Origin of the sequence: Allobacillus salarius, assembly GCF_007559425.1 — a bacterium.
Taxonomy (GTDB): Bacteria; Bacillota; Bacilli; order Bacillales; family Alkalibacillaceae; genus Allobacillus; species Allobacillus salarius.
Genome location: NZ_VMHE01000004.1, coordinates 65457 through 83883, shown reverse-complemented (window position 1 = coordinate 83883; position 18427 = coordinate 65457). Strand labels below are relative to the sequence as shown.

The 18427-nt window shown below is 39.7% G+C and carries 16 protein-coding genes; 11 read left to right on the top strand and 5 right to left on the bottom strand.

The window, feature by feature from the left end; translation table 11 throughout:
- Nucleotides 1-85 precede the first annotated feature (85 nt).
- Nucleotides 86-766, top strand: a complete 681-nt coding sequence (locus tag FPQ13_RS04270; protein ID WP_144088087.1) for a metal-dependent hydrolase — start codon at nucleotides 86-88, stop codon at nucleotides 764-766.
- A gap of 522 nt (nucleotides 767-1288) precedes the next feature.
- Nucleotides 1289-2593, top strand: coding sequence for a DRTGG domain-containing protein (locus FPQ13_RS04265; RefSeq protein ID WP_144088086.1), 1305 nt, complete (start codon nucleotides 1289-1291; stop codon nucleotides 2591-2593).
- 2 nt (nucleotides 2594-2595) lie between these two features.
- On the opposite strand, the gene FPQ13_RS04260 is transcribed toward FPQ13_RS04265, so the two are convergent.
- A complete protein-coding gene (locus FPQ13_RS04260) occupies nucleotides 2596-2886 on the bottom strand; it encodes a YtpI family protein (protein ID WP_144088085.1) in 291 nt (96 codons plus the stop codon).
- Between the two features lie 129 nt (nucleotides 2887-3015).
- Here FPQ13_RS04260 and FPQ13_RS04255 point away from each other — a divergent pair, with 129 nt between their 5' ends.
- Nucleotides 3016-3978, top strand: coding sequence for a DHH family phosphoesterase (locus FPQ13_RS04255; RefSeq protein ID WP_144088084.1), 963 nt, complete (start codon nucleotides 3016-3018; stop codon nucleotides 3976-3978).
- A 108-nt stretch (nucleotides 3979-4086) separates the two neighbouring features.
- Here FPQ13_RS04255 and FPQ13_RS04250 read toward each other — a convergent pair whose 3' ends face one another.
- The 3 genes from FPQ13_RS04250 to FPQ13_RS04240 all read right to left on the bottom strand — a co-directional run bounded on the left by FPQ13_RS04250 (nucleotide 4087) and on the right by FPQ13_RS04240 (nucleotide 5298).
- Entirely contained in the window at nucleotides 4087-4284 is a 198-nt protein-coding gene (locus FPQ13_RS04250; RefSeq protein ID WP_144088083.1) for a YtzJ family protein, read from the bottom strand.
- 130 nt (nucleotides 4285-4414) lie between these two features.
- Complete coding sequence (gene ytrI, locus FPQ13_RS04245; protein WP_144088082.1) at nucleotides 4415-4933, bottom strand: sporulation membrane protein YtrI; 519 nt, start codon at nucleotides 4931-4933, stop codon at nucleotides 4415-4417.
- A gap of 35 nt (nucleotides 4934-4968) precedes the next feature.
- A complete protein-coding gene (locus FPQ13_RS04240) occupies nucleotides 4969-5298 on the bottom strand; it encodes a YtrH family sporulation protein (protein ID WP_144088081.1) in 330 nt (109 codons plus the stop codon).
- A gap of 183 nt (nucleotides 5299-5481) precedes the next feature.
- Here FPQ13_RS04240 and dnaE point away from each other — a divergent pair, with 183 nt between their 5' ends.
- The 8 genes from dnaE to FPQ13_RS04200 all read left to right on the top strand — a co-directional run bounded on the left by dnaE (nucleotide 5482) and on the right by FPQ13_RS04200 (nucleotide 16678).
- Nucleotides 5482-8826 carry a DNA polymerase III subunit alpha gene (dnaE, locus tag FPQ13_RS04235; RefSeq protein WP_144088080.1) on the top strand — a complete coding sequence of 1115 codons (3345 nt, stop codon included), beginning with the start codon at nucleotides 5482-5484 and terminating at the stop codon, nucleotides 8824-8826.
- 593 nt (nucleotides 8827-9419) lie between these two features.
- Entirely contained in the window at nucleotides 9420-10709 is a 1290-nt protein-coding gene (ystJ, locus tag FPQ13_RS04230) for an NADP-dependent malic enzyme (RefSeq protein WP_144088079.1), read from the top strand.
- Nucleotides 10710-10735: 26 nt separating this feature from the next.
- Nucleotides 10736-11350, top strand: a complete 615-nt coding sequence (locus FPQ13_RS04225) for a FadR/GntR family transcriptional regulator (protein ID WP_144088078.1) — start codon at nucleotides 10736-10738, stop codon at nucleotides 11348-11350.
- An 87-nt stretch (nucleotides 11351-11437) separates the two neighbouring features.
- Nucleotides 11438-12298 carry an acetyl-CoA carboxylase, carboxyltransferase subunit beta gene (gene accD, locus FPQ13_RS04220; RefSeq protein ID WP_144088077.1) on the top strand — a complete coding sequence of 287 codons (861 nt, stop codon included), beginning with the start codon at nucleotides 11438-11440 and terminating at the stop codon, nucleotides 12296-12298.
- Nucleotides 12295-13281 carry an acetyl-CoA carboxylase carboxyl transferase subunit alpha gene (gene accA, locus FPQ13_RS04215; protein WP_144088076.1) on the top strand — a complete coding sequence of 329 codons (987 nt, stop codon included), beginning with the start codon at nucleotides 12295-12297 and terminating at the stop codon, nucleotides 13279-13281. The genes accD and accA overlap by 4 nt, the downstream gene beginning before the upstream one ends.
- A gap of 237 nt (nucleotides 13282-13518) precedes the next feature.
- A complete protein-coding gene (gene pfkA / locus FPQ13_RS04210) occupies nucleotides 13519-14478 on the top strand; it encodes a 6-phosphofructokinase (protein ID WP_144088075.1) in 960 nt (319 codons plus the stop codon).
- Between the two features lie 20 nt (nucleotides 14479-14498).
- Nucleotides 14499-16265, top strand: coding sequence for a pyruvate kinase (pyk, locus tag FPQ13_RS04205; protein WP_144088074.1), 1767 nt, complete (start codon nucleotides 14499-14501; stop codon nucleotides 16263-16265).
- Nucleotides 16266-16276: 11 nt separating this feature from the next.
- A complete protein-coding gene (locus tag FPQ13_RS04200) occupies nucleotides 16277-16678 on the top strand; it encodes an FxsA family protein (protein WP_144088073.1) in 402 nt (133 codons plus the stop codon).
- A gap of 594 nt (nucleotides 16679-17272) precedes the next feature.
- Here FPQ13_RS04200 and ytvI read toward each other — a convergent pair.
- Nucleotides 17273-18367 carry a sporulation integral membrane protein YtvI gene (gene ytvI, locus FPQ13_RS04195; RefSeq protein WP_144088072.1) on the bottom strand — a complete coding sequence of 365 codons (1095 nt, stop codon included), beginning with the start codon at nucleotides 18365-18367 and terminating at the stop codon, nucleotides 17273-17275.
- Between the last annotated feature and the right edge of the window lie 60 nt (nucleotides 18368-18427).

Sequence of the window (18427 nt, the reverse complement as noted above, 5' to 3'; positions counted from 1 at the left end):
TTATGTGTTATCCTATCGTAAAAAGGGAAAATAAGAAACAGTCTAGAACCCTTGATGTATGGAATTATTTAAAGGAGGTCTTTTCATGAAAGTATCTTATCACGCACATTCTGTTGTAAAAGTTGAAGCAAATGGGAAAACAATTTTAATTGATCCTTTCATCACAGGGAATGAAAACTGCGATTTAAAATTGGAAAGTGTGAAAGCAGACGTTATTTTGCTGACACATGGCCACAATGACCATGTTGGGGATACAGAAGAAATCGCCAAAAACAATGACTCCCTCGTCGTTGCACCATTTGAATTGGCCAATTATTTAGGTGATAAAGGATTAAACACTCACCCAATGCATATCGGTGGATCACATGAATTTGACTTCGGAACGGTTAAGCTAACACAAGCGTTCCATGGATCTAGCTATACAGAAGAAGACGGTACGATTGTTTATACAGGCATGCCAGCTGGAATTATTCTCACCATTGATGGCAAGACCATTTACCATTTAGGTGATACTGCATTATTTACGGATCTGAAAATGTATGGAGAAATGCATGACATTGATTTAGCTTTTGTACCAATTGGAGACAACTTCACAATGGGGCCAGAAGATGCGAAATTGGCTTCAGAATGGATTCAAGCGAAACAAGTCGTTCCAATTCACTACGATACATTCCCAGTTATTGAACAAGATCCTAATGTCTTTGTTGAGAAGTTAGGCAAAGGAGTAGGGAAAGTGATGAAAGCTGGAGACATGGTAGAGTTATAAAATAGATGCGATAGACGCCACGAGGTTTGCCTCGTGGCTTTTCCATTTATTTCGTTTCGATGACTATGTGCTCTTTCTAATGGTCGTGCTCTATACCCCCGACTGGCGGGCATATTTTTTACTACGGTCGAATAGGCGGGCTCTATACGCCCGAACGGTGCTCATAAATTTTTCTTCGGTCGAATAGAAGCGTTCTATACGCCCGAATGACGCTCGTATATTTTCTTTCGGTCGAATAGAAGCGTTCTATACGCCCGAATGACGCTCGTATATTTTCTTTCGGTCGAATAGAAGCGTTCTATACGCCCGAACGGCGCTCGCATATTTTCTTGCGGTCGAATATAAAAAGGTTTTTTGAAATAGATGCAGAAGTTCAAACGTATCGAAAGTGTTTAACGGGTTTTTACATCCAGAATCAATTCATCAATCAGAAAAAATTCGTTTAACACGAAAAATTGAACCGCATGACCTATTAGGGGTATAATAAGAACAAGAATTTATCATTTGAATCGGGTGAAAAAAATGCTGACAAAGCACGAACAAATTTTAAAATACATTGAAGAACTACCGGTTGGGACGAAAATTTCCGTACGGTTGATTGCTAAGGAGTTGCATGTAAGTGAAGGAACAGCATATCGGGCAATTAAAGAAGCGGAAAATACCGGATTCGTTAGCACAATTGAGCGAGTGGGAACGATCCGCATTGAGAAGAAGAAAAAAGAAAACTTCGAAAAGCTGACATTCGCTGAAATCGTCAATATTGTAGATGGTCACGTACTTGGCGGAAGAGCGGGCTTACATAAAACATTGAGTAAGTTTGTGATCGGTGCCATGCAATTGGAAGCGATGATGCGTTATACCGAAAAAGGATCATTGCTTATTGTCGGAAACCGTGTAAAAGCTCAAGAAAAAGCACTCAGTGAAGGCGCGGCAATTTTAATTACCGGTGGCTTTGATACGAGCGATTATGTGAAAGCACTAGCTGATGAATATGAACTGCCGGTCATCTCTTGTACATATGATACCTTTACTGTGGCAACGATGATCAACAGGGCGATCTACGACCAATTAATCAAAAAAGAGGTTACGTTAGTCGATGATCTTTATACGCCTATTGATCATTCTGTGAACATAAGAAGCGGTGATTTGGTTAAAAGATGGCATGAGCTAAATGAAGAAAGTAAACATAGTCGTTATCCGGTTTTGGATGACAACAATCGAGTGGTCGGTATATTAACATCAAAAGATGTCATTGGTAAAAACGAGGACATGAAAGTTGATAAAGTAATGACCAAAAACCCGATTACAGTTAAAGCAATGACTTCTTTAGCAAATGCGGCACATACGATGGTCTGGGAAGGAATTGAATTATTACCTGTTGTGGATGAGAGTGATGTGTTTTTAGGAGTAATCACTCGTCAAGATGTCATTAAAGGATTGCAAAATTTTCAACGCCAACCACAAATCGGTGAAACAATTGATGATATTGTTCAAAAAGAATTGATTTACGATGAAGAGAAGCAATTGTTTGAAGCAGAGGTAACGCCGCAATTAACGAACAATCTTGGTACCTTATCACATGGCGTATTTGCTTCGTTTGTCGCAGAGGCTTGCAATCAAGTTTTAAAAAGAAACAAAACAGGCGACATGGTCATCGAAAATTTATCGATTTATTACATGAAGCCTGCTCAGTTAGGGAACCGTTTAATTGTTACGACTGAAATTCTTGAGTCTGGTCGAAAATTTGCCAAGGTTGACGTTCAAATTTCATCTGATTTAGGACTAGCCGGAAAAGCGATGGTTATGGTGCAATTCATTGACCGTTAGGATCAGTCGCTAAGACGAATGATTTCACTGCGGTAATGTTTATATAACCGATAACCATAAACGATTTGAATAACGCCTAGAACAATAAACAGCAAGCAAACGAAAAGCGCCAATTGAGTTTGATAGTAAACATATTGGTTCGCTCCGAATGTAGCGATAAAAACCCCTAATGCAATTCGTGCTTTTGCATTCGTGAATCGCATCGTTAGTGGGTCTTTTTGGCTGATAATCTTTACTTTGAAATAAATATATAGAACAAAAGAAACGACAATCAGTGTAATAAATATGGGCATGAAAACTCCTCCTAGAATGATAACTTCTTTTATTGTACAGATTGTCTAATAAAAATTCTAGCCACCGAAACGACAAAGGTATGGCGAAAAATTGAAAGAACACGATTTTTAAGTAAAGGGGTGCATTTGATGACAGAACAAATTATTGAGCTCATTGAAAAATATAACAAAATTATTATCCACCGACACGAACGCCCAGACCCGGACGCTTACGGATCACAAGCAGGTTTGGGAGAAATCATTCGACAATCGTTTCCAGACAAAAAAGTATTGCTTGCTGGGGAAGAAGAGATGTCGCTGAACTATCTCGCTCGCTTAGATGATTTCTCAGATAAAGAGTACGATGGTGCATTGGTCATTGTATGTGATACGGCGAATGAAGAGCGGATCAGCGATCAACGTTATTCTTTAGGAGAAGTCGTCGTTAAAATTGATCACCACCCAAATCGTGAGCCGTATGGTGATTATATGTGGGTAGACCCGTCAGCATCATCGACGAGTGAGATGATTTATGAGCTCTATGTTGCTGGAAAAGAACGTGGATTCCAATTGAACCGGGAAGCGGCAAGGCTATTATATGCAGGCATTGTAGGGGATACAGGGCGATTTTTATTCCCAAGTTCAACGAATCGAACGTTTGAAGCGGCGAGAGAATTAGTAAAATATGATTTCGACCGTGCTTCGTTATATGATAGCATGTACCAAGTTCCACTGAAAATCGCTCGTTTGAAAGGCCACTTACTTCAACAAATGGAGCCAAGAACAAGTGGGGCGGCTGTTTTTCGGTTGTCAAAATCATTGTTGGCCGAGTATGGGGTAACGAGTGAAGAAACACACTCATTTGTTGGTATTGCCGGTGACATTCAAGAAGTGATTGCATGGGTTTTCTTTATCGAAGAAGATGATGTGATTCGCGTGAGATTACGTTCGAAAGGTCCTGTCATCAACGAATTGGCTTCGAGATATAATGGTGGTGGGCACCCAATGGCATCTGGCGCAAAGGTATATACGTGGAATGAAGCTGACTTATTAGTCAAAGAGTTAGATCGGGTTTGTGAAGATTATTTAGCATATTCTAATATAGAACAATAAACAAACAAAAAACTGGTCGTTCATTCGACCAGTTTCCCATTTACATATCGGGAAAATCAATGATTTAAGTAAGAATGGTCTCTGTTTAGAGCAATTTACTCTGTGAGATTATTGTGCTTTGTTCAATTGTTCCGGAATGAACCAGCATCCTACATTGGTACGTTCTACGATTATGTTTAAATTATTACGATGAATTCTTCGGTTGACGAGACGGATGACCTCTTCTGATTCAGCGAAAGCCGAATATCCGTTCATCAATAAAGCGATTTTGTCGTTGGCGATTCGTTGTGTGTGAATTACTTTCATCATTACCACTCCTTCGCAAAAGAAATCTATTCTCTTACAATTATATTTTATCCCATTCATTTAGTTCCTAATTATTGAAAATAAAATTTTCTAAAAATGGACACATTTTTATGGACGTTTTGTGAATTATTCAAAGGGTTGCTCCGCCAGTTTCCACTGTGACCTCGACAGTAACCACTAGAATCGGAGCGACAGTCAAATGAGAGATCTTCACTGAATAATTGATATCCCTGACATGATATGTTTGATTCTCAATCGTACGAATGAGCAAGTCTCTTTGCTCCGAAACAGAAGCGATATTTCTGCCGATGACCGGGTTGAGTTCGTCTTCAATTTTTTCGATTAATTCATATTCCGTAAACCGATCAAGTTCAAGATCTTTGGCATTGGATAAATTTATCTCAAACGATTGAATCGTTAATTTTTCTTCATGTTCTTCATTTAAATTTTCTTTATCCTGCTTCAATAAATCATTTTCTTGCTTGACTTGCTTTAATTCGGTACGGATTTCCATATTTTCTTCAATCCAACGTTCGGTATGTTTCCCATAAACAAATAAAAAGAATAAGTAACCGATAATGACGCCAGCCAAAACACCGAGAAAAAAGCTTTGCCATGTTCTTTTTTTGTAATAAGGCGGTATGTGCATATGCTTTCGTCCAATCAGTGAATTAGTTCACTAAATTAAAAATCACTTTGTGTAATCCAAGAAATAAGCATGAGAGAAGATTTAACGCCTCCCATAGCTGCTATAATTAATAAGATTTGTTTAATCAGATCAATGGTTGATGCCTCAAATATTCCTTTTTCAAATGTGGAAATTGCATCGAAAGTTCCGCCAATCGCAGCGACAATGGCCCAAATCCGTAGACGTTTTGCGGCAAGTATCAACTCAGAAATCGGTGGTTCCCCTGTTAAATAAGCACTAAGACTACCAAAAAGTGCTCCACCTGTGAGTACGCCAAAAGAAATGAAAAAGCATTTAATCATCGCAAAAATAAATCGTTCTTCCATTCGTTGACTTCCTCTCAATGCATGACATGTCCTATTTACATTCTATGAATTGAATGAATTTGATATGTTGAGTTTTCAAGATATTCATAGCTCAGCTATAATAGATAAGAATGGCAATTTTTTTATACATAGATAAACAGAAGAGATTGAACGAATGGAAAAGACTTAGAAGGTGTGATTCCGATGGATTTTGTCCACTTACAAATACATAGTAGTTTTTCGTTAATGGAAAGTACAATCGAACTTGAATCATTAGTAAGTGAAGCAAAGGAAGCCGGCATGCATTCTTTGGCTTTAACAGATCATGAGGTGTTATTTGGGGCGTATCGGTTTTATGACCTGTGCCTTCGGTATGGTGTGAAACCGATTATCGGCATGACAGCTGATGTGTATATGGAATCAGAATATCGACCACTCCGGTTTGTTTTATTGGCCAAAAATAGAAGCGGGTATGAGGAACTCGTTCAATTATCTAACAAGAAAATGGCGAAAAATGAATCGATTCAATTAGCAGATCTATCGGGATGTAGCCATGTAATTTGTGTGCTGTCCGTTTATAACACATTTATTGAGGACCTCGTATTTTTGGAAGATGATCAAACAATCCAAACGATCTTTCAATCGATTGATTCGAAATTGAATGATTGGTATGTGTCTGTCCAACCTTACATTGAAAATGAACGGTTGAATCAATGGGTAGAACAGCTGGCCCAACAATACGCTGATCGAATCATTGCTACTGTGGATGTTAGGTATTTAAAAGAGCGTGACAAAATTGGCTATGAGGCGTTATTGGCAATGAGGAAACAGGCCTCTTTATCTTCTGTTCGTCAAAAGAACACAGGCGCTCACCATTTCGTCACCGGTGAACAATTACCGACTGAATTCGTGAATAAATACCCTGAAGCGATTGAACGTACGATGAACATTGCGAATGAGTGTCACGTTCAGTTTCCAGATCAATGGTTTGATTTGCCTCATTTTTCTATAAATGAAAGTGAAAAGTCGATTGATTATTTACGTGAGCTTTGTGAAAAACAATTACCAGTTAAATGTGCAGAAAACGAGATGGAGCGCGCAAAGGAACGACTTGACGAAGAGTTGACGATTATCGGCCAAATGGATTTTGCTGATTATTTCTTAATCGTTTGGGATTTCATGCGGTACGCTCATAAAGAAAACATACTGACTGGTCCAGGAAGAGGTTCTGCGGCAGGCTCCCTTGTTGCTTATTTGCTTGGCATCACAAAGGTCAATCCATTGGCATATGACTTGCTGTTTGAACGTTTTTTGAATCCAGAGCGTCGATCGATGCCTGATATCGATATTGACTTTTCGGATTATCGTAGAGAAGAAATGATTCAATATGTCAAAAATAAATATGGACAACATCGGGTTGCTCAAATTATTACATTTGGAACATTCCAGTCTCGCTCGATTATTCGTGAACTTGCAAAGGTATTCCACATAAACGATGAACAAATGAATTGGTTACTGAAGCATTTACCGAAGCAGTCAACGTCATTAAAAAAAATTGTCCAAGAAAATGAAACATATCGGAATTACATTCAAGAATCTCAACAATTGATTCAAATGTTCCAAGCTGCATTCGTCATCGAAGGCTTGCCTCGTCACCATTCGACCCATGCGGCTGGTGTAGTGATTAGTGATCGCTATCTCACAGAGACGGTTCCGGTGATCGAGGGACAGGATGGCGTCTATTTAACTCAATTTCCGATGCAAGACCTCGAAGCAATCGGTTTGTTGAAAATTGATTTTCTCGGTTTACGGAATTTATCATTGCTCGAACGGATGATTCGACAAATCCGAGAGAAAGAAGGCAAATCGATAATTTTAGAAAAACTGCCGATGAATGATGCAAAAACATTCCAATTATTGCGGGCAGGGCATACGACCGGCGTGTTTCAGCTTGAGTCGAGCGGAATGAAATCAGCACTCCGACAAATCAAACCGAACCGATTAGAAGATATCGTAGCCGTTAACGCGTTGTTTCGCCCAGGTCCGATACAATTCATTGAAACGTACGCCAAGCGTAAAAATGGTCAAGAACCAGTTTCGTATATACACGAAGATTTAAAGGGCATTTTACAAGAAACGAACGGGGTACTGATTTATCAAGAACAAATTATGCAGGTCGTTAGCCGGGTTGCGGGTTTTTCTTACGGACAAGCAGATATTTTACGACGAGCCATCAGCAAAAAAGATCCAGCTTCCATCGAAAAAATGAAAGATTTGTTTATGCAAGGAGCTGAAGCAAACGGCTATGAATCAACAGTAGCAAAAGAAATCTTCTCATGGATTGAGCGATTTGCTGACTATGGATTTAATAAAAGTCACGCTGTAGCATATTCAATGATTTCTTATCAAACAGCTTATTTTAAAGCGAATTACCCAGCTTATTTTTACGCAGAGTTATTAAGCTCAGTCATTCATGATTCAACAAAGCTTGAGAAATATATAAAAGAAGCGAAACAAGTCGGTTTGAATGTGTTACCGCCTTCGATTAATAAAAGTTTTGGCAAGTTTACCGTAGAAGAACCGAATACAGTTCGTTTCGGTTTACTCGGTATCAAAGGATTTGGCCGACAAGCATTGATGGAAGTTTTAGAAGCACGTAAGCAACAACCGTTCAAGGACTTATTTGATTTTACGAGAAGGGTACACTTGAATGTCATTACGCAGACGGCAATTGAATCACTCATCATTGTCGGTGCATTTGATTATTCGAATCGCAATCGTGCCCAACTACTCGCTTCAACCGTTCAGGCGATGGAGCAAGGCGAACTTTTTTCTAATTTCAATGAACAAATGAACTGGAATGAAGATTTGTTCCAGATGGATATTGAATACACGCCAGCAGAGCCATTCTCGACGTTAAAAGAGATTAGCATGGAGAAAGAAGTGCTTGGATTCACATTAAGCGATCACCCCTTAAAGAGTGTTCGAAGAAGTTTACTGAAACGAGGACTTGCTACGATCCAACAGGTGCGGAGGTTACCAGTGAAAAAACAGACGAAAACAGTCGCTTCAGTTGATGAGATTAAACAGATTCGCACAAAACGCGGAGAACAGATGGCTTTCATTCAAATGCAGGATGAAACGGAAGCAATCGATGGCGTTATTTTTCCGCAAGTTTATCGTGAAGTAGGTAGAAACATTGCTGAAGGAATGATTGTGGAAATTGAGGGGCGGACGGACGAACGGAATAATGAAAAACAACTCATTATCCAAAACGTTAAAGAAATAGACCTTCAACAACTACCTAAAGATAGTTCACAACTTGTTTTCATTCGTATTTTCGAAAAAGAAAAAGATTACTTACAAATGATCAGAAAAATTAGCGAGATGTATCCGGGTACGGCACCTGTCGTTCTTTATTTGGCGAATGAGAAAAAATCATACAAGCTTTCCGTGCAGTATGATCTAAAGTTAAGTGAAGAATCCATTCATTATCTTGGAGAGGTATTCGGTAAAGACAATGTCGTCATTCAAAAAAGAAAACGTTAAAATTTAAACCACAACCAGATTTATTTGCTTCACAAACGGGAAACAACCTAGAGGCTAATAAATCTGGTTTTTTTATGGCTATGTTAAAGCTCAGTGTTGATTTTCTAATAATGTAGTACTAGGTTGTTGATTGTGAGAAGCGAAGGTGGCGACTCCAGCGGGTCAACTAAGAACGGCCACGTCCTGTGGCCAACGTTGACACTAGCCGTCCTAGGCGTCGGAATAGCACGAGGCTCAAGACACCGCAGGCCATGGTCTTTGGCCGAGGAGGCTTGAGCCGTGCCCGCGGTATAGAAGACACTGCGATTTATCGCAGATGTCGCCTTATGCCCTGTGGGTAAAAGCGTCCGCCGATAGCGGATCACCATTCAACAATGGATTTTAATAACGCCTTTTTTATAGATAATTATCTTTTTTTAAGACCACATATATTAATAGATTATAGAGTTATGTAAGTACATAACGCCTTGATTTTTAGTGATGGATTGCGATGTTTGCAGATCATTTTTCATTAAATATGTATCATTTTTTGCTATACTGTTTAGCTTAATTTCTTTACATGTGTATATGGTTTGTTATAATTAATTAGGTTAATGGTCAGACCAATTTATCTGTTTCAACGTTTTTATGAAGGGGTGGTACAAGTGGCAGATTTACGTGAGGAAGCACTTCACATTCATAAAGTAAACCAAGGAAAATTAACGACAAACTCAAAAATACCGATCCGTAATGCAAGAGATCTTAGTCTTGCTTACTCACCAGGAGTCGCTGAGCCTTGTAAAGTAATTTATGATAATAAAGAAGCTGTCTATGATTATACAATGAAAGGGAATATGGTTGCGGTCGTGACAGATGGGTCTGCTGTTTTAGGACTCGGAAATATTGGTCCTGAAGCTGCTTTGCCTGTTATGGAAGGAAAGTCAACCCTCTTTAAGAGTTTTGCTGGTGTCGATTCTTTTCCTATTTCGTTGAACACGAATGATGTTGATGAAATCGTGAATACAGTAAAATTAATGGAGCCGACATTTGGTGGTGTAAACCTTGAAGATATTGCTGCGCCAAATTGCTTTGTCATTGAAGATCGATTAAAAAAAGAAACGAGCATTCCTATCTTTCATGACGATCAGCATGGAACAGCAATCGTTACTGTCGCAGGAATGATTAACGCATTGAAAATTTCCGGAAAAACGTTCTCAAATTCTAAAGTAGTGATTAACGGAGCAGGGGCTGCAGGTATTGCTATTATAAAACTATTATTTAGTGTTGGCGTCCGTGATATTATTATGTGTGATTCTAGAGGAGCCATCTATGAAGGTCGACCTTACGGAATGAACGAAGTGAAAGATGAAGTCGCGAAAATGACGAACAAAGATAATATTGAAGGAACGTTGGAAGAAGTTATTCAAAATACAGATGTATTTATCGGCGTATCTGTCGGCGGTGCATTGACAAAAGAAATGGTAGAGAGCATGAACGATGACCCGACAATCTTTGCGATGGCTAATCCAGATCCGGAAATTATACCTGAAGAAGCGAAAGAAGCGGGCGCCAAAGTGATTGGCACAGGCCGTTCTGATTTTCCTAACCAAGTGAATAACGTACTGGCCTTCCCTGGAATTTTCCGAGGAGCATTGGATGTACGAGCAACGCGAATTAATGAGCGGATGAAGATTGCTGCTGCTCATGCGATTGCAGAATTGGTTTCGGAAGATAAACTTTCACCAGATTATGTGATCCCAGATCCATTTGACAAGCGTGTAGCACCTGCTGTAGCAGCAGCTGTTGCGAAAGCGGCTATGGAATCAGGCGTTGCACGAATTGAAGTTGATCCAGAAGAGATACGCAAACGCACAGAAGAACTTACGATGATTAATGAAAAATAAATGGGCAGAAGATTGAGGTGCCTTTTATGACAAAAGACACAAAATCGAAAGTATATCAAGAAGTGTTGGAAGAGATACGCAATTATATTGTCGATCATCAATTGCAAGATGGTGATCGACTCCCTTCTGAAAGGGAATTGGCTGAACAGTTAAACGCTGGGCGTTCTTCTGTCCGTGAAGCTTTACGAGCGATTGAGCTTTTAGGTTTGATAGAAACACGACATGGGGAAGGAACCTTTCTTCGTTCCTATCAACCTTATTATTCGGTTGAAATCTTGTCGACATTTATTCTGCAAGAAACGAGATCCCAAAAAGAAGTACTTCAATTGAAATTATTACTCGAATCTCAAGTGCTATCTAATCTTAGTGGGCAAATTTCAATGGATTTTTACAAGAAATTATTATCAGTAATCGTCGAATTGCCGAAAGAGAAGCTACATACATTTCTGTTTACAGAGTTGTTTAAAGCAACGGGCAATCGACTACTCATAAAAATTTGGCATCTACTCGAAGGATTCAGTAATCCAATCTCATTTGAACTACAAAATCATTCATTTTATGAGCAATTATTGTTTTGGGTCAAAGAAAATAAAGCTGAATCAGCAATAGAAGCACTGGAAAAGGTATATACACTCGAATAATGAAGTTTGCTCAGTGATCAATTTTGACAATTTTCACGGTAGACTTCCTGTATGTTTATGGTGTGTACACGCAAAGGAGGAATCCCGTTGTTACGAGATATTTTTAATAAAAAAAGAAAATATGCCACAATATCAAAACAAGCAGAACGAGAAGATGTCCCAGAAGGGTTAATGATGAAATGTCCTTCATGCCGAAAGATATACTACAGAAAAGAATTAGAAAAAAACAATCTCATTTGCTTAAATTGTGACCATCATCATCCGATGTCAGCGAAAGAACGGATAAATGCATTGATGGATGCGAACACATTTGAAGAGTGGGATGTCCAACTGACTTCCGCAAATCCACTTGAATTTCCGGATTACATAGAAAAAGTGGAAAAGGATCAGAAGAAGACAGGTATGAATGAAGCCGTTATGACAGGTAAAGGAAAAATAAATGGTTATGAATCGGCTATTGCTGTAATGGATTCACGTTTCCGGATGGGAAGTATGGGGTCTGTCGTCGGTGAGAAAATCTCAAGAGCGATTGAAAAAGCAAGAGAAGAAAGACTGCCTATTATAATTTTCACAGCCTCTGGTGGTGCGCGTATGCAAGAAGGCGTACTCAGTTTAATGCAAATGTCGAAAACCTCTGTCGCATTGGAACGCTTTAGCCGTTCAGGCGGGTTGTTCATCTCGTATATGACGCATCCGACAACAGGTGGTGTATCAGCGAGTTTTGCTTCTTTAGGTGATTACAATTTTGCCGAGCCAAAAGCATTGATTGGTTTTGCGGGTCGAAGAATTATCGAGCAGACGATCCGAGAGAAGTTGCCAGATGATTTCCAGACGGCTGAATTTCTGTACAAGCATGGTCAGTTAGATCGTGTTATTCATCGGTCGGAAATGAAAAAAATATTAACGACGATTCTAGATATTCACCAGGATGGAGGTGATCGCTCATGAAGAAGAACGTCCTTCCTTTTGAGAAACCAGTTGTGGAGCTTAGAGAAAAGATTGCTGAGCTGAAAAAGATTTCTGGTGATAGTGAAGTCGATCTGACGGAAGAAATTGGTCGTTTGGAAGAACGGTTGGAGCATTTGGAACGTGAAGTTTATGAAAATATGGCTCCGTGGGACCGTGTTCAAATGGCTAGACATGCGGAGCGACCGACTACGTTGGATTATATCGAGCAACTATTTACTGATTTCCTTGAAATGCATGGTGATCGTTATCATAGCGATGATGAAGCGATTGTCGGAGGGATTGCCAAGTTTAATGGTCAACCTGTCACCGTAGTCGGACACCAACGAGGAAAAGATACGAAAGAAAACATCCGTCGTAATTTCGGTATGCCACATCCTGAAGGGTATCGGAAAGCATTGCGATTAATGTACCAGGCAGAAAAATTCGATCGTCCTATTATTACGTTCATCGATACAAAAGGTGCTTATCCAGGAAAAGCTGCTGAAGAGCGAGGTCAAAGTGAAGCCATTGCAAAGAACCTTCGTGAAATGGCAGGATTAACTGTCCCAATCATTTGTATTGTAATCGGTGAAGGCGGAAGTGGCGGCGCTTTAGGGATCAGTGTTGGTGATAAGCTGTTCATGTTGGAAAACTCCACTTACTCCGTTATCTCTCCAGAAGGAGCAGCGGCCTTACTGTGGAAAGATTCCAATTTAGCCAAAAAAGCGGCTGAATCGATGAAAATAACATCCTATGACCTTAAGGAACTCGGTGTAATTGACGGTGTTATCGAAGAAGTTCAAGGTGGCGCACATCGTGATATTGATAGCCAGGCGAATAAAATCAAAGAAGTCATTGAATCTTCTTTGCACGAATTAAGTCAATTAAGTGAACAAGAATTATTGGATCAACGTTGGCGTAAATATGAAAAAATCGGTTCAACAACGTCCGTTTTAGAACGAACAGAAACTCCTGTCAATTAGTAATACCAAGAACTGCCCTACTTGTTATTGGTACAAATAAACAAGGGGGCAGATTTTTATTTATGTGGTAACCTTAAAGCAGACCAAGCTAACATTTTTAATGTATCAAACGAATTTTATTTGAACTTTACCCCGTATGACATGATTTTTACCTAACAGTTGATTTAAAATATAGGTAGATGGTTCAATAAGATGAATTACTTACTGCCTTTATAGAGAATGAGATGAGGTGAAGTTATGAAACGTATTGGTATTTTAACGAGTGGCGGTGATGCGCCAGGAATGAACGCTGCGATTCGTGCAGTTGTCAGAAGCTGTATTTATCATGATATAGAAGTATTTGGCATTTATTATGGTTATCAAGGGTTAATCGATGGTGAAATTAAGCAACTGGATATTGGTTCCGTTGGTGATATTATTCAAAAAGGTGGTACAATGTTGTTTTCCTCCCGTTCTGAAGATTTCAAGACGGAAGAAGGTCAACAGAAAGCTATTGAACAGTTGAATCACTATGGCATTGAAGGATTGGTCATCATTGGTGGTGACGGTTCGTTTAAAGGTGCAAAAAAACTGACGGAGAAAGGCTATCCATGTATCGGTATTCCAGGGACGATTGATAATGATATTGCTGGAACTGACTACACGATCGGATTTGATACGGCCTTGAATACTGTCATTGAAGCGGTCGATAAAATTCGAGATACCGCCACATCGCACGAGCGTATTTATGTCATTGAGGCAATGGGTAGAGATGCTGGCGATTTAGCACTGTGGGCAGGGCTTGCCGGCGGTGCAGAAAGTATTTTAATCCCAGAGATTAAGACAAGCTATGATGATGTCATTCAAAAAATTAAACGAGGCCATGAACGTGGAAAAAGACATAGCATTATTATGTTGGCTGAAGGCGCGGGTAATGCTTATGACATTGCCGAGCGAATAAAAGATGAGTTGAATTTCTCAACTCGTGTAACGATATTGGGCCATACACAACGAGGAGGCTCGCCAAGCGCTTATGACCGTGTTATTGCGAGTCGTTTTGGTGCTTATGCCGTTGAGCTGCTGCTAAATGGAAAGCAAGGCCGGATGGTCGGATTGGAAAATAACCAATTTGTCGATTATGATCTTACAGGTAATTTCGATAAAAGTAACAAAGAGATAGAAGAACTATATAACTTATCTAGCCAACTATCCATATAACTTTAGGAGGTAGTGACCTTATGATTAAAAACAAAACAAAAATTGTATGTACTATTGGACCTGCGTCAGAGTCCGTGGAAACGTTGAAGCAATTAATCGAATCAGGAATGAATGTTGCGAGGTTAAACTTTTCTCATGGAGATCATGAAGAACACCGTAATCGAATTCAGAATATCCGTCAAGCTGCTGAAGAAACTGGTCGGTCGATTGCGATTATGTTGGATACAAAAGGACCAGAAATTCGTACTGGCCAATTTCAAGGAGGCCAAGCGTATTTAGAAGAAGGTTCGACCGTCTTCTTGACAATGGATGACGTAGAAGGAACAGCCGAGCGGTTTTCTCTCACATATAGTGGATTGATTCATGACGTCCACCCAGGCTCAAAAATCTTGCTTGATGATGGACTGATTGGTCTTGAAGTTAAAGCGATTCATGAGGATAAAAATGAGATTGAAACCGTTGTGCAAAACTCCGGTGAAATCAAAAATAAAAAAGGTGTCAACGTTCCGAATGTGAGCGTAAACCTACCGGGGATTACAGATAAAGATGCAGAAGATATTTTATTTGGAATCGAAGAAGGAATTGACTTTATTGCGGCATCCTTTATCCGCCGTGCTTCAGATGTGTTAGATATTCGTGAGCTATTGGAAAAAAACAACGGTGAACATATCCAAATCATTCCGAAAATCGAAAACCGAGAAGGCGTGAACAACATTGCTCAAATCCTTCAGGTCAGTAACGGAATCATGGTGGCACGTGGGGACTTAGGTGTTGAAATCCCAGCAGAAGAAGTACCGTTCGTTCAGAAAAAGCTTATCCACGAATGTAATTTAGCAGCAAAACCAGTTATTACAGCTACACAGATGCTAGATTCCATGCAACGAAATCCAAGACCGACACGTGCGGAGGCAAGCGATGTTGCGAACGCAATCTATGATGGTACGGATGCGATTATGTTGTCCGGCGAAACAGCTGCAGGTGATTACCCTGTTGAATCCGTTCAAACGATGTATAACATTGCTGTTTATACGGAAAACAAGATTTCACAACTAGATACATCCAACAACCGATTTAAAAATGATGATAAAAATATGACTGACGCGATTAGTCACTCGGTTGCCAATTTAACAGAAGAACTTGAATTGAATGCAATCGTCACACCGACGGAAAGCGGGAATACTGCACGGATGATTTCTAAATATCGTCCGAATGCACCAATTATCGCTATTACTTTCCGTGAAAGTGTAAATCGACAATTAAACCTTGTGTGGGGAGTTCATCCAATTCACGGAGAACGAGTGAATTCAACTGATGAGATGCTCGGATTAGCCGTAAGCCGTAGTCTTGATTCAGGGTACATCCAGCGCGGAGATCGAATCGTAATCACAGCTGGTGTTCCTGTCGGTCAAAGTGGTTCTACTAACTTAGTTAAAGTTCACGTTGTCGGAGACATCGTACAGAAAGGCCAAGGAATCGGAGACAAAGGTGCTTCTGGTAAAGTCATCATTGCCGAAAGTGCAGAACAGTTAGAGGAAAACTTTAAAGACGGTGACATCATCGTTGCTACAGGTACAGAAAAAGAAATGATGCCGTGGATCAAACGAGCTGTAGGAATCATAACAGAAGAAGGCGGATTGACAAGCCACGCAGCGATTGTCGGCTTAAACTTAGACCTACCAACAATCGTCGGTGCGAAAGAAGTGACGAGCTTGTTATCGAATGGCGATGAGATTACACTTGATTCTGAAACGGGTAATATTTATCTAGGACGAACTTCGATCATATAGAAGGTGAATAAATGTTTCGATTGTTATTTTTATTAATTGTTGTTTTCTCAGTCATCGAGATTGCTATCTTTGTTTGGCTTGGGAACATAACGAGTATTTGGTTTGTGTTAATTGGCATTATCTTGACAGGTGTGACAGGTGCCTTCTTAGCCAAGTGGCAAGGAATTAGTACACTGAATAGCGCCCGTCAGGCAATGGCTAACCGCCGTATGCCAAAAGATGAAATTTTCGACGGGATTGCGATTTTAATCGGAGCAGTTTTATTGTTCACGCCTGGGTTTCTTACTGATCTAGTTGGTTTTCTTTTATTGATACCAACGACTCGTAGACCATTCAAACTTTGGGCACAAGCACAGCTGTTATCGATGATTAAAAAAGGATCAGTCAAAAGATTTCATATATACCGGAGATAGAATTTATAAAACCTGAACGACACACTCGTTATGTGTTATCGTTCAGGTTTTTTTGGTTGAGTAGGCTTTCGACACCCGAGTGGCTTCATACTCGTGTAGAAAAAGTCATCGAGAAGTGCTCTCGAGACGGAAAAGGCTCTGTCTTCGGGTTGAAATGTCATCGAGAAATCCTCTCGATACCTGAATGACTTCGTTCTTGTGTTGAAATGTCATTGAGGAGTGCTCTCGATACCCAAATGGCTTCGTTCTCGTGTTGAAATGTCATTGAGAAGTGCTCTCGTTACCCAAGTGGCTTCATTCTTGTGTTGAAATGTCGTCGAGAAGCGCTCTCGATACGCGAATGGCTTCGTTCTCATGCGGAAATGTCATCGAGAAGTGCTCTCGACACCCAATCGGCATCGTCATCATGTGAAAAGGTCGTTGAGAACATCTCTCGAGCACGGAAGCCAAACAAATTTTCCCGCTTCCGTCGTTGACAGCGCCTCTCGAGCACGGAAGGCCACCAATTCCCCCCCCCACTTCCGTCGTTGATAGCATCTCTCTAGCACGAAAGCCAAACTCACGCTGCCTAACTATGTCCCCCAACCATCCGACCTACTTCGTTAAATACGCTTGAATATCCCGTAAAATACCCGTTTGCTTAATGGTTATCAATAAAATTAAACACAAAGGGGTTAAAAGCACACCCATTACACCAAACCATTGAAAAAATAAAAATAACAATATGATCATCACAAAAGGATGAATTCCAAGGGATGTACCTAAAAGTTTTGGTTCAATGATATTACGAAAAATGATCAAGACTAGTAAAAGTACGCTTAACCCGATTGTCATATGAAATTGCTGTGTCAGAAAACTATATAAAATCCAAGGAATAAACACGACACTGACACCGATCAAAGGGATGAAATCCAAAAGCATACTAAAAAAAGTGATTGCAAGTGCATGCTTCACATCTAAAATTGTTAGTCCAATCCAGATAATTAATCCTGAGCTTAAAATGATCAGAAGTTGTGCGAAAAAATATCTTTTAATCACTTGATAACTTTGCGTCCTAAGATCAAATACAAAATCTTTCACAGGAGTGGGAAGCTTTGATAATAAAGTAGCTGCCCATCTAGGACCATCCTTCGCTAAAAAATAAGTACTTAATAAAATGAGTATAAAAATATAACTCGACTGTAACGTGTTCGTGAATAATAAAATGAGTGATTGGACAAGGTCCAATAAAAAATTTTGACTATATTCCCGAAGTGAGTTCGCAAAATCCCTCAAAAGCTGTGTGAAGTAATCCTTTGAAAAATCCGGAGACTTGCTTAGTAAATTAGATAATGTTCCAATCACTTTTTCTGTCCAAGGAAATATCGTTTCATAAAAGTGCTGTAATGTTGTATCGAATATCTGAGGTAAGAGATAAGAGAATTGTTGGAGAAAGTGAATCAATTCAATCATACTTAACGATATAACTGTAATCGAAACGACTAATAACATAAAAATCATTGTGAATATAGCTAGTCCCCGAGGAAAATATAACTTTCTTTCCAATAACTTAGCGAGCGGGAGGATAACAATCGCAAGCACGATACTTATGTAAAACGGATATAAAATGGGTAAGCTAACGTAAAATAACGTAGACACTACGATGAAAGTGACAGTCAGTTGTGTAGCTTTAATCCAATCAATATTCATTCTTGTAATCCTTTCTGCTACAATGAGAGAGGGTCTCTCATCCACGCATACGTTCTGTTA

What these genes read in the sequence shown, in the direction of transcription:
- FPQ13_RS04270 (WP_144088087.1), top strand. Translation starts at nt 86, where the DNA reads ATGAAAGTATCTTATCACGCACATTCTGTTGTAAAAGTTGAAGCAAAT.
- FPQ13_RS04265 (WP_144088086.1), top strand. Translation starts at nt 1,289, where the DNA reads ATGCTGACAAAGCACGAACAAATTTTAAAATACATTGAAGAACTACCG.
- FPQ13_RS04260 (WP_144088085.1), bottom strand. Translation starts at nt 2,886, where the DNA reads ATGCCCATATTTATTACACTGATTGTCGTTTCTTTTGTTCTATATATT.
- FPQ13_RS04255 (WP_144088084.1), top strand. Translation starts at nt 3,016, where the DNA reads ATGACAGAACAAATTATTGAGCTCATTGAAAAATATAACAAAATTATT.
- FPQ13_RS04250 (WP_144088083.1), bottom strand. Translation starts at nt 4,284, where the DNA reads ATGAAAGTAATTCACACACAACGAATCGCCAACGACAAAATCGCTTTA.
- ytrI (WP_144088082.1), bottom strand. Translation starts at nt 4,933, where the DNA reads ATGCACATACCGCCTTATTACAAAAAAAGAACATGGCAAAGCTTTTTT.
- FPQ13_RS04240 (WP_144088081.1), bottom strand. Translation starts at nt 5,298, where the DNA reads ATGGAAGAACGATTTATTTTTGCGATGATTAAATGCTTTTTCATTTCT.
- dnaE (WP_144088080.1), top strand. Translation starts at nt 5,482, where the DNA reads ATGGATTTTGTCCACTTACAAATACATAGTAGTTTTTCGTTAATGGAA.
- ystJ (WP_144088079.1), top strand. Translation starts at nt 9,420, where the DNA reads ATGGTCAGACCAATTTATCTGTTTCAACGTTTTTATGAAGGGGTGGTA.
- FPQ13_RS04225 (WP_144088078.1), top strand. Translation starts at nt 10,736, where the DNA reads ATGACAAAAGACACAAAATCGAAAGTATATCAAGAAGTGTTGGAAGAG.
- accA (WP_144088076.1), top strand. Translation starts at nt 12,295, where the DNA reads ATGAAGAAGAACGTCCTTCCTTTTGAGAAACCAGTTGTGGAGCTTAGA.
- pfkA (WP_144088075.1), top strand. Translation starts at nt 13,519, where the DNA reads ATGAAACGTATTGGTATTTTAACGAGTGGCGGTGATGCGCCAGGAATG.
- pyk (WP_144088074.1), top strand. Translation starts at nt 14,499, where the DNA reads ATGATTAAAAACAAAACAAAAATTGTATGTACTATTGGACCTGCGTCA.
- FPQ13_RS04200 (WP_144088073.1), top strand. Translation starts at nt 16,277, where the DNA reads ATGTTTCGATTGTTATTTTTATTAATTGTTGTTTTCTCAGTCATCGAG.
- ytvI (WP_144088072.1), bottom strand. Translation starts at nt 18,367, where the DNA reads ATGAATATTGATTGGATTAAAGCTACACAACTGACTGTCACTTTCATC.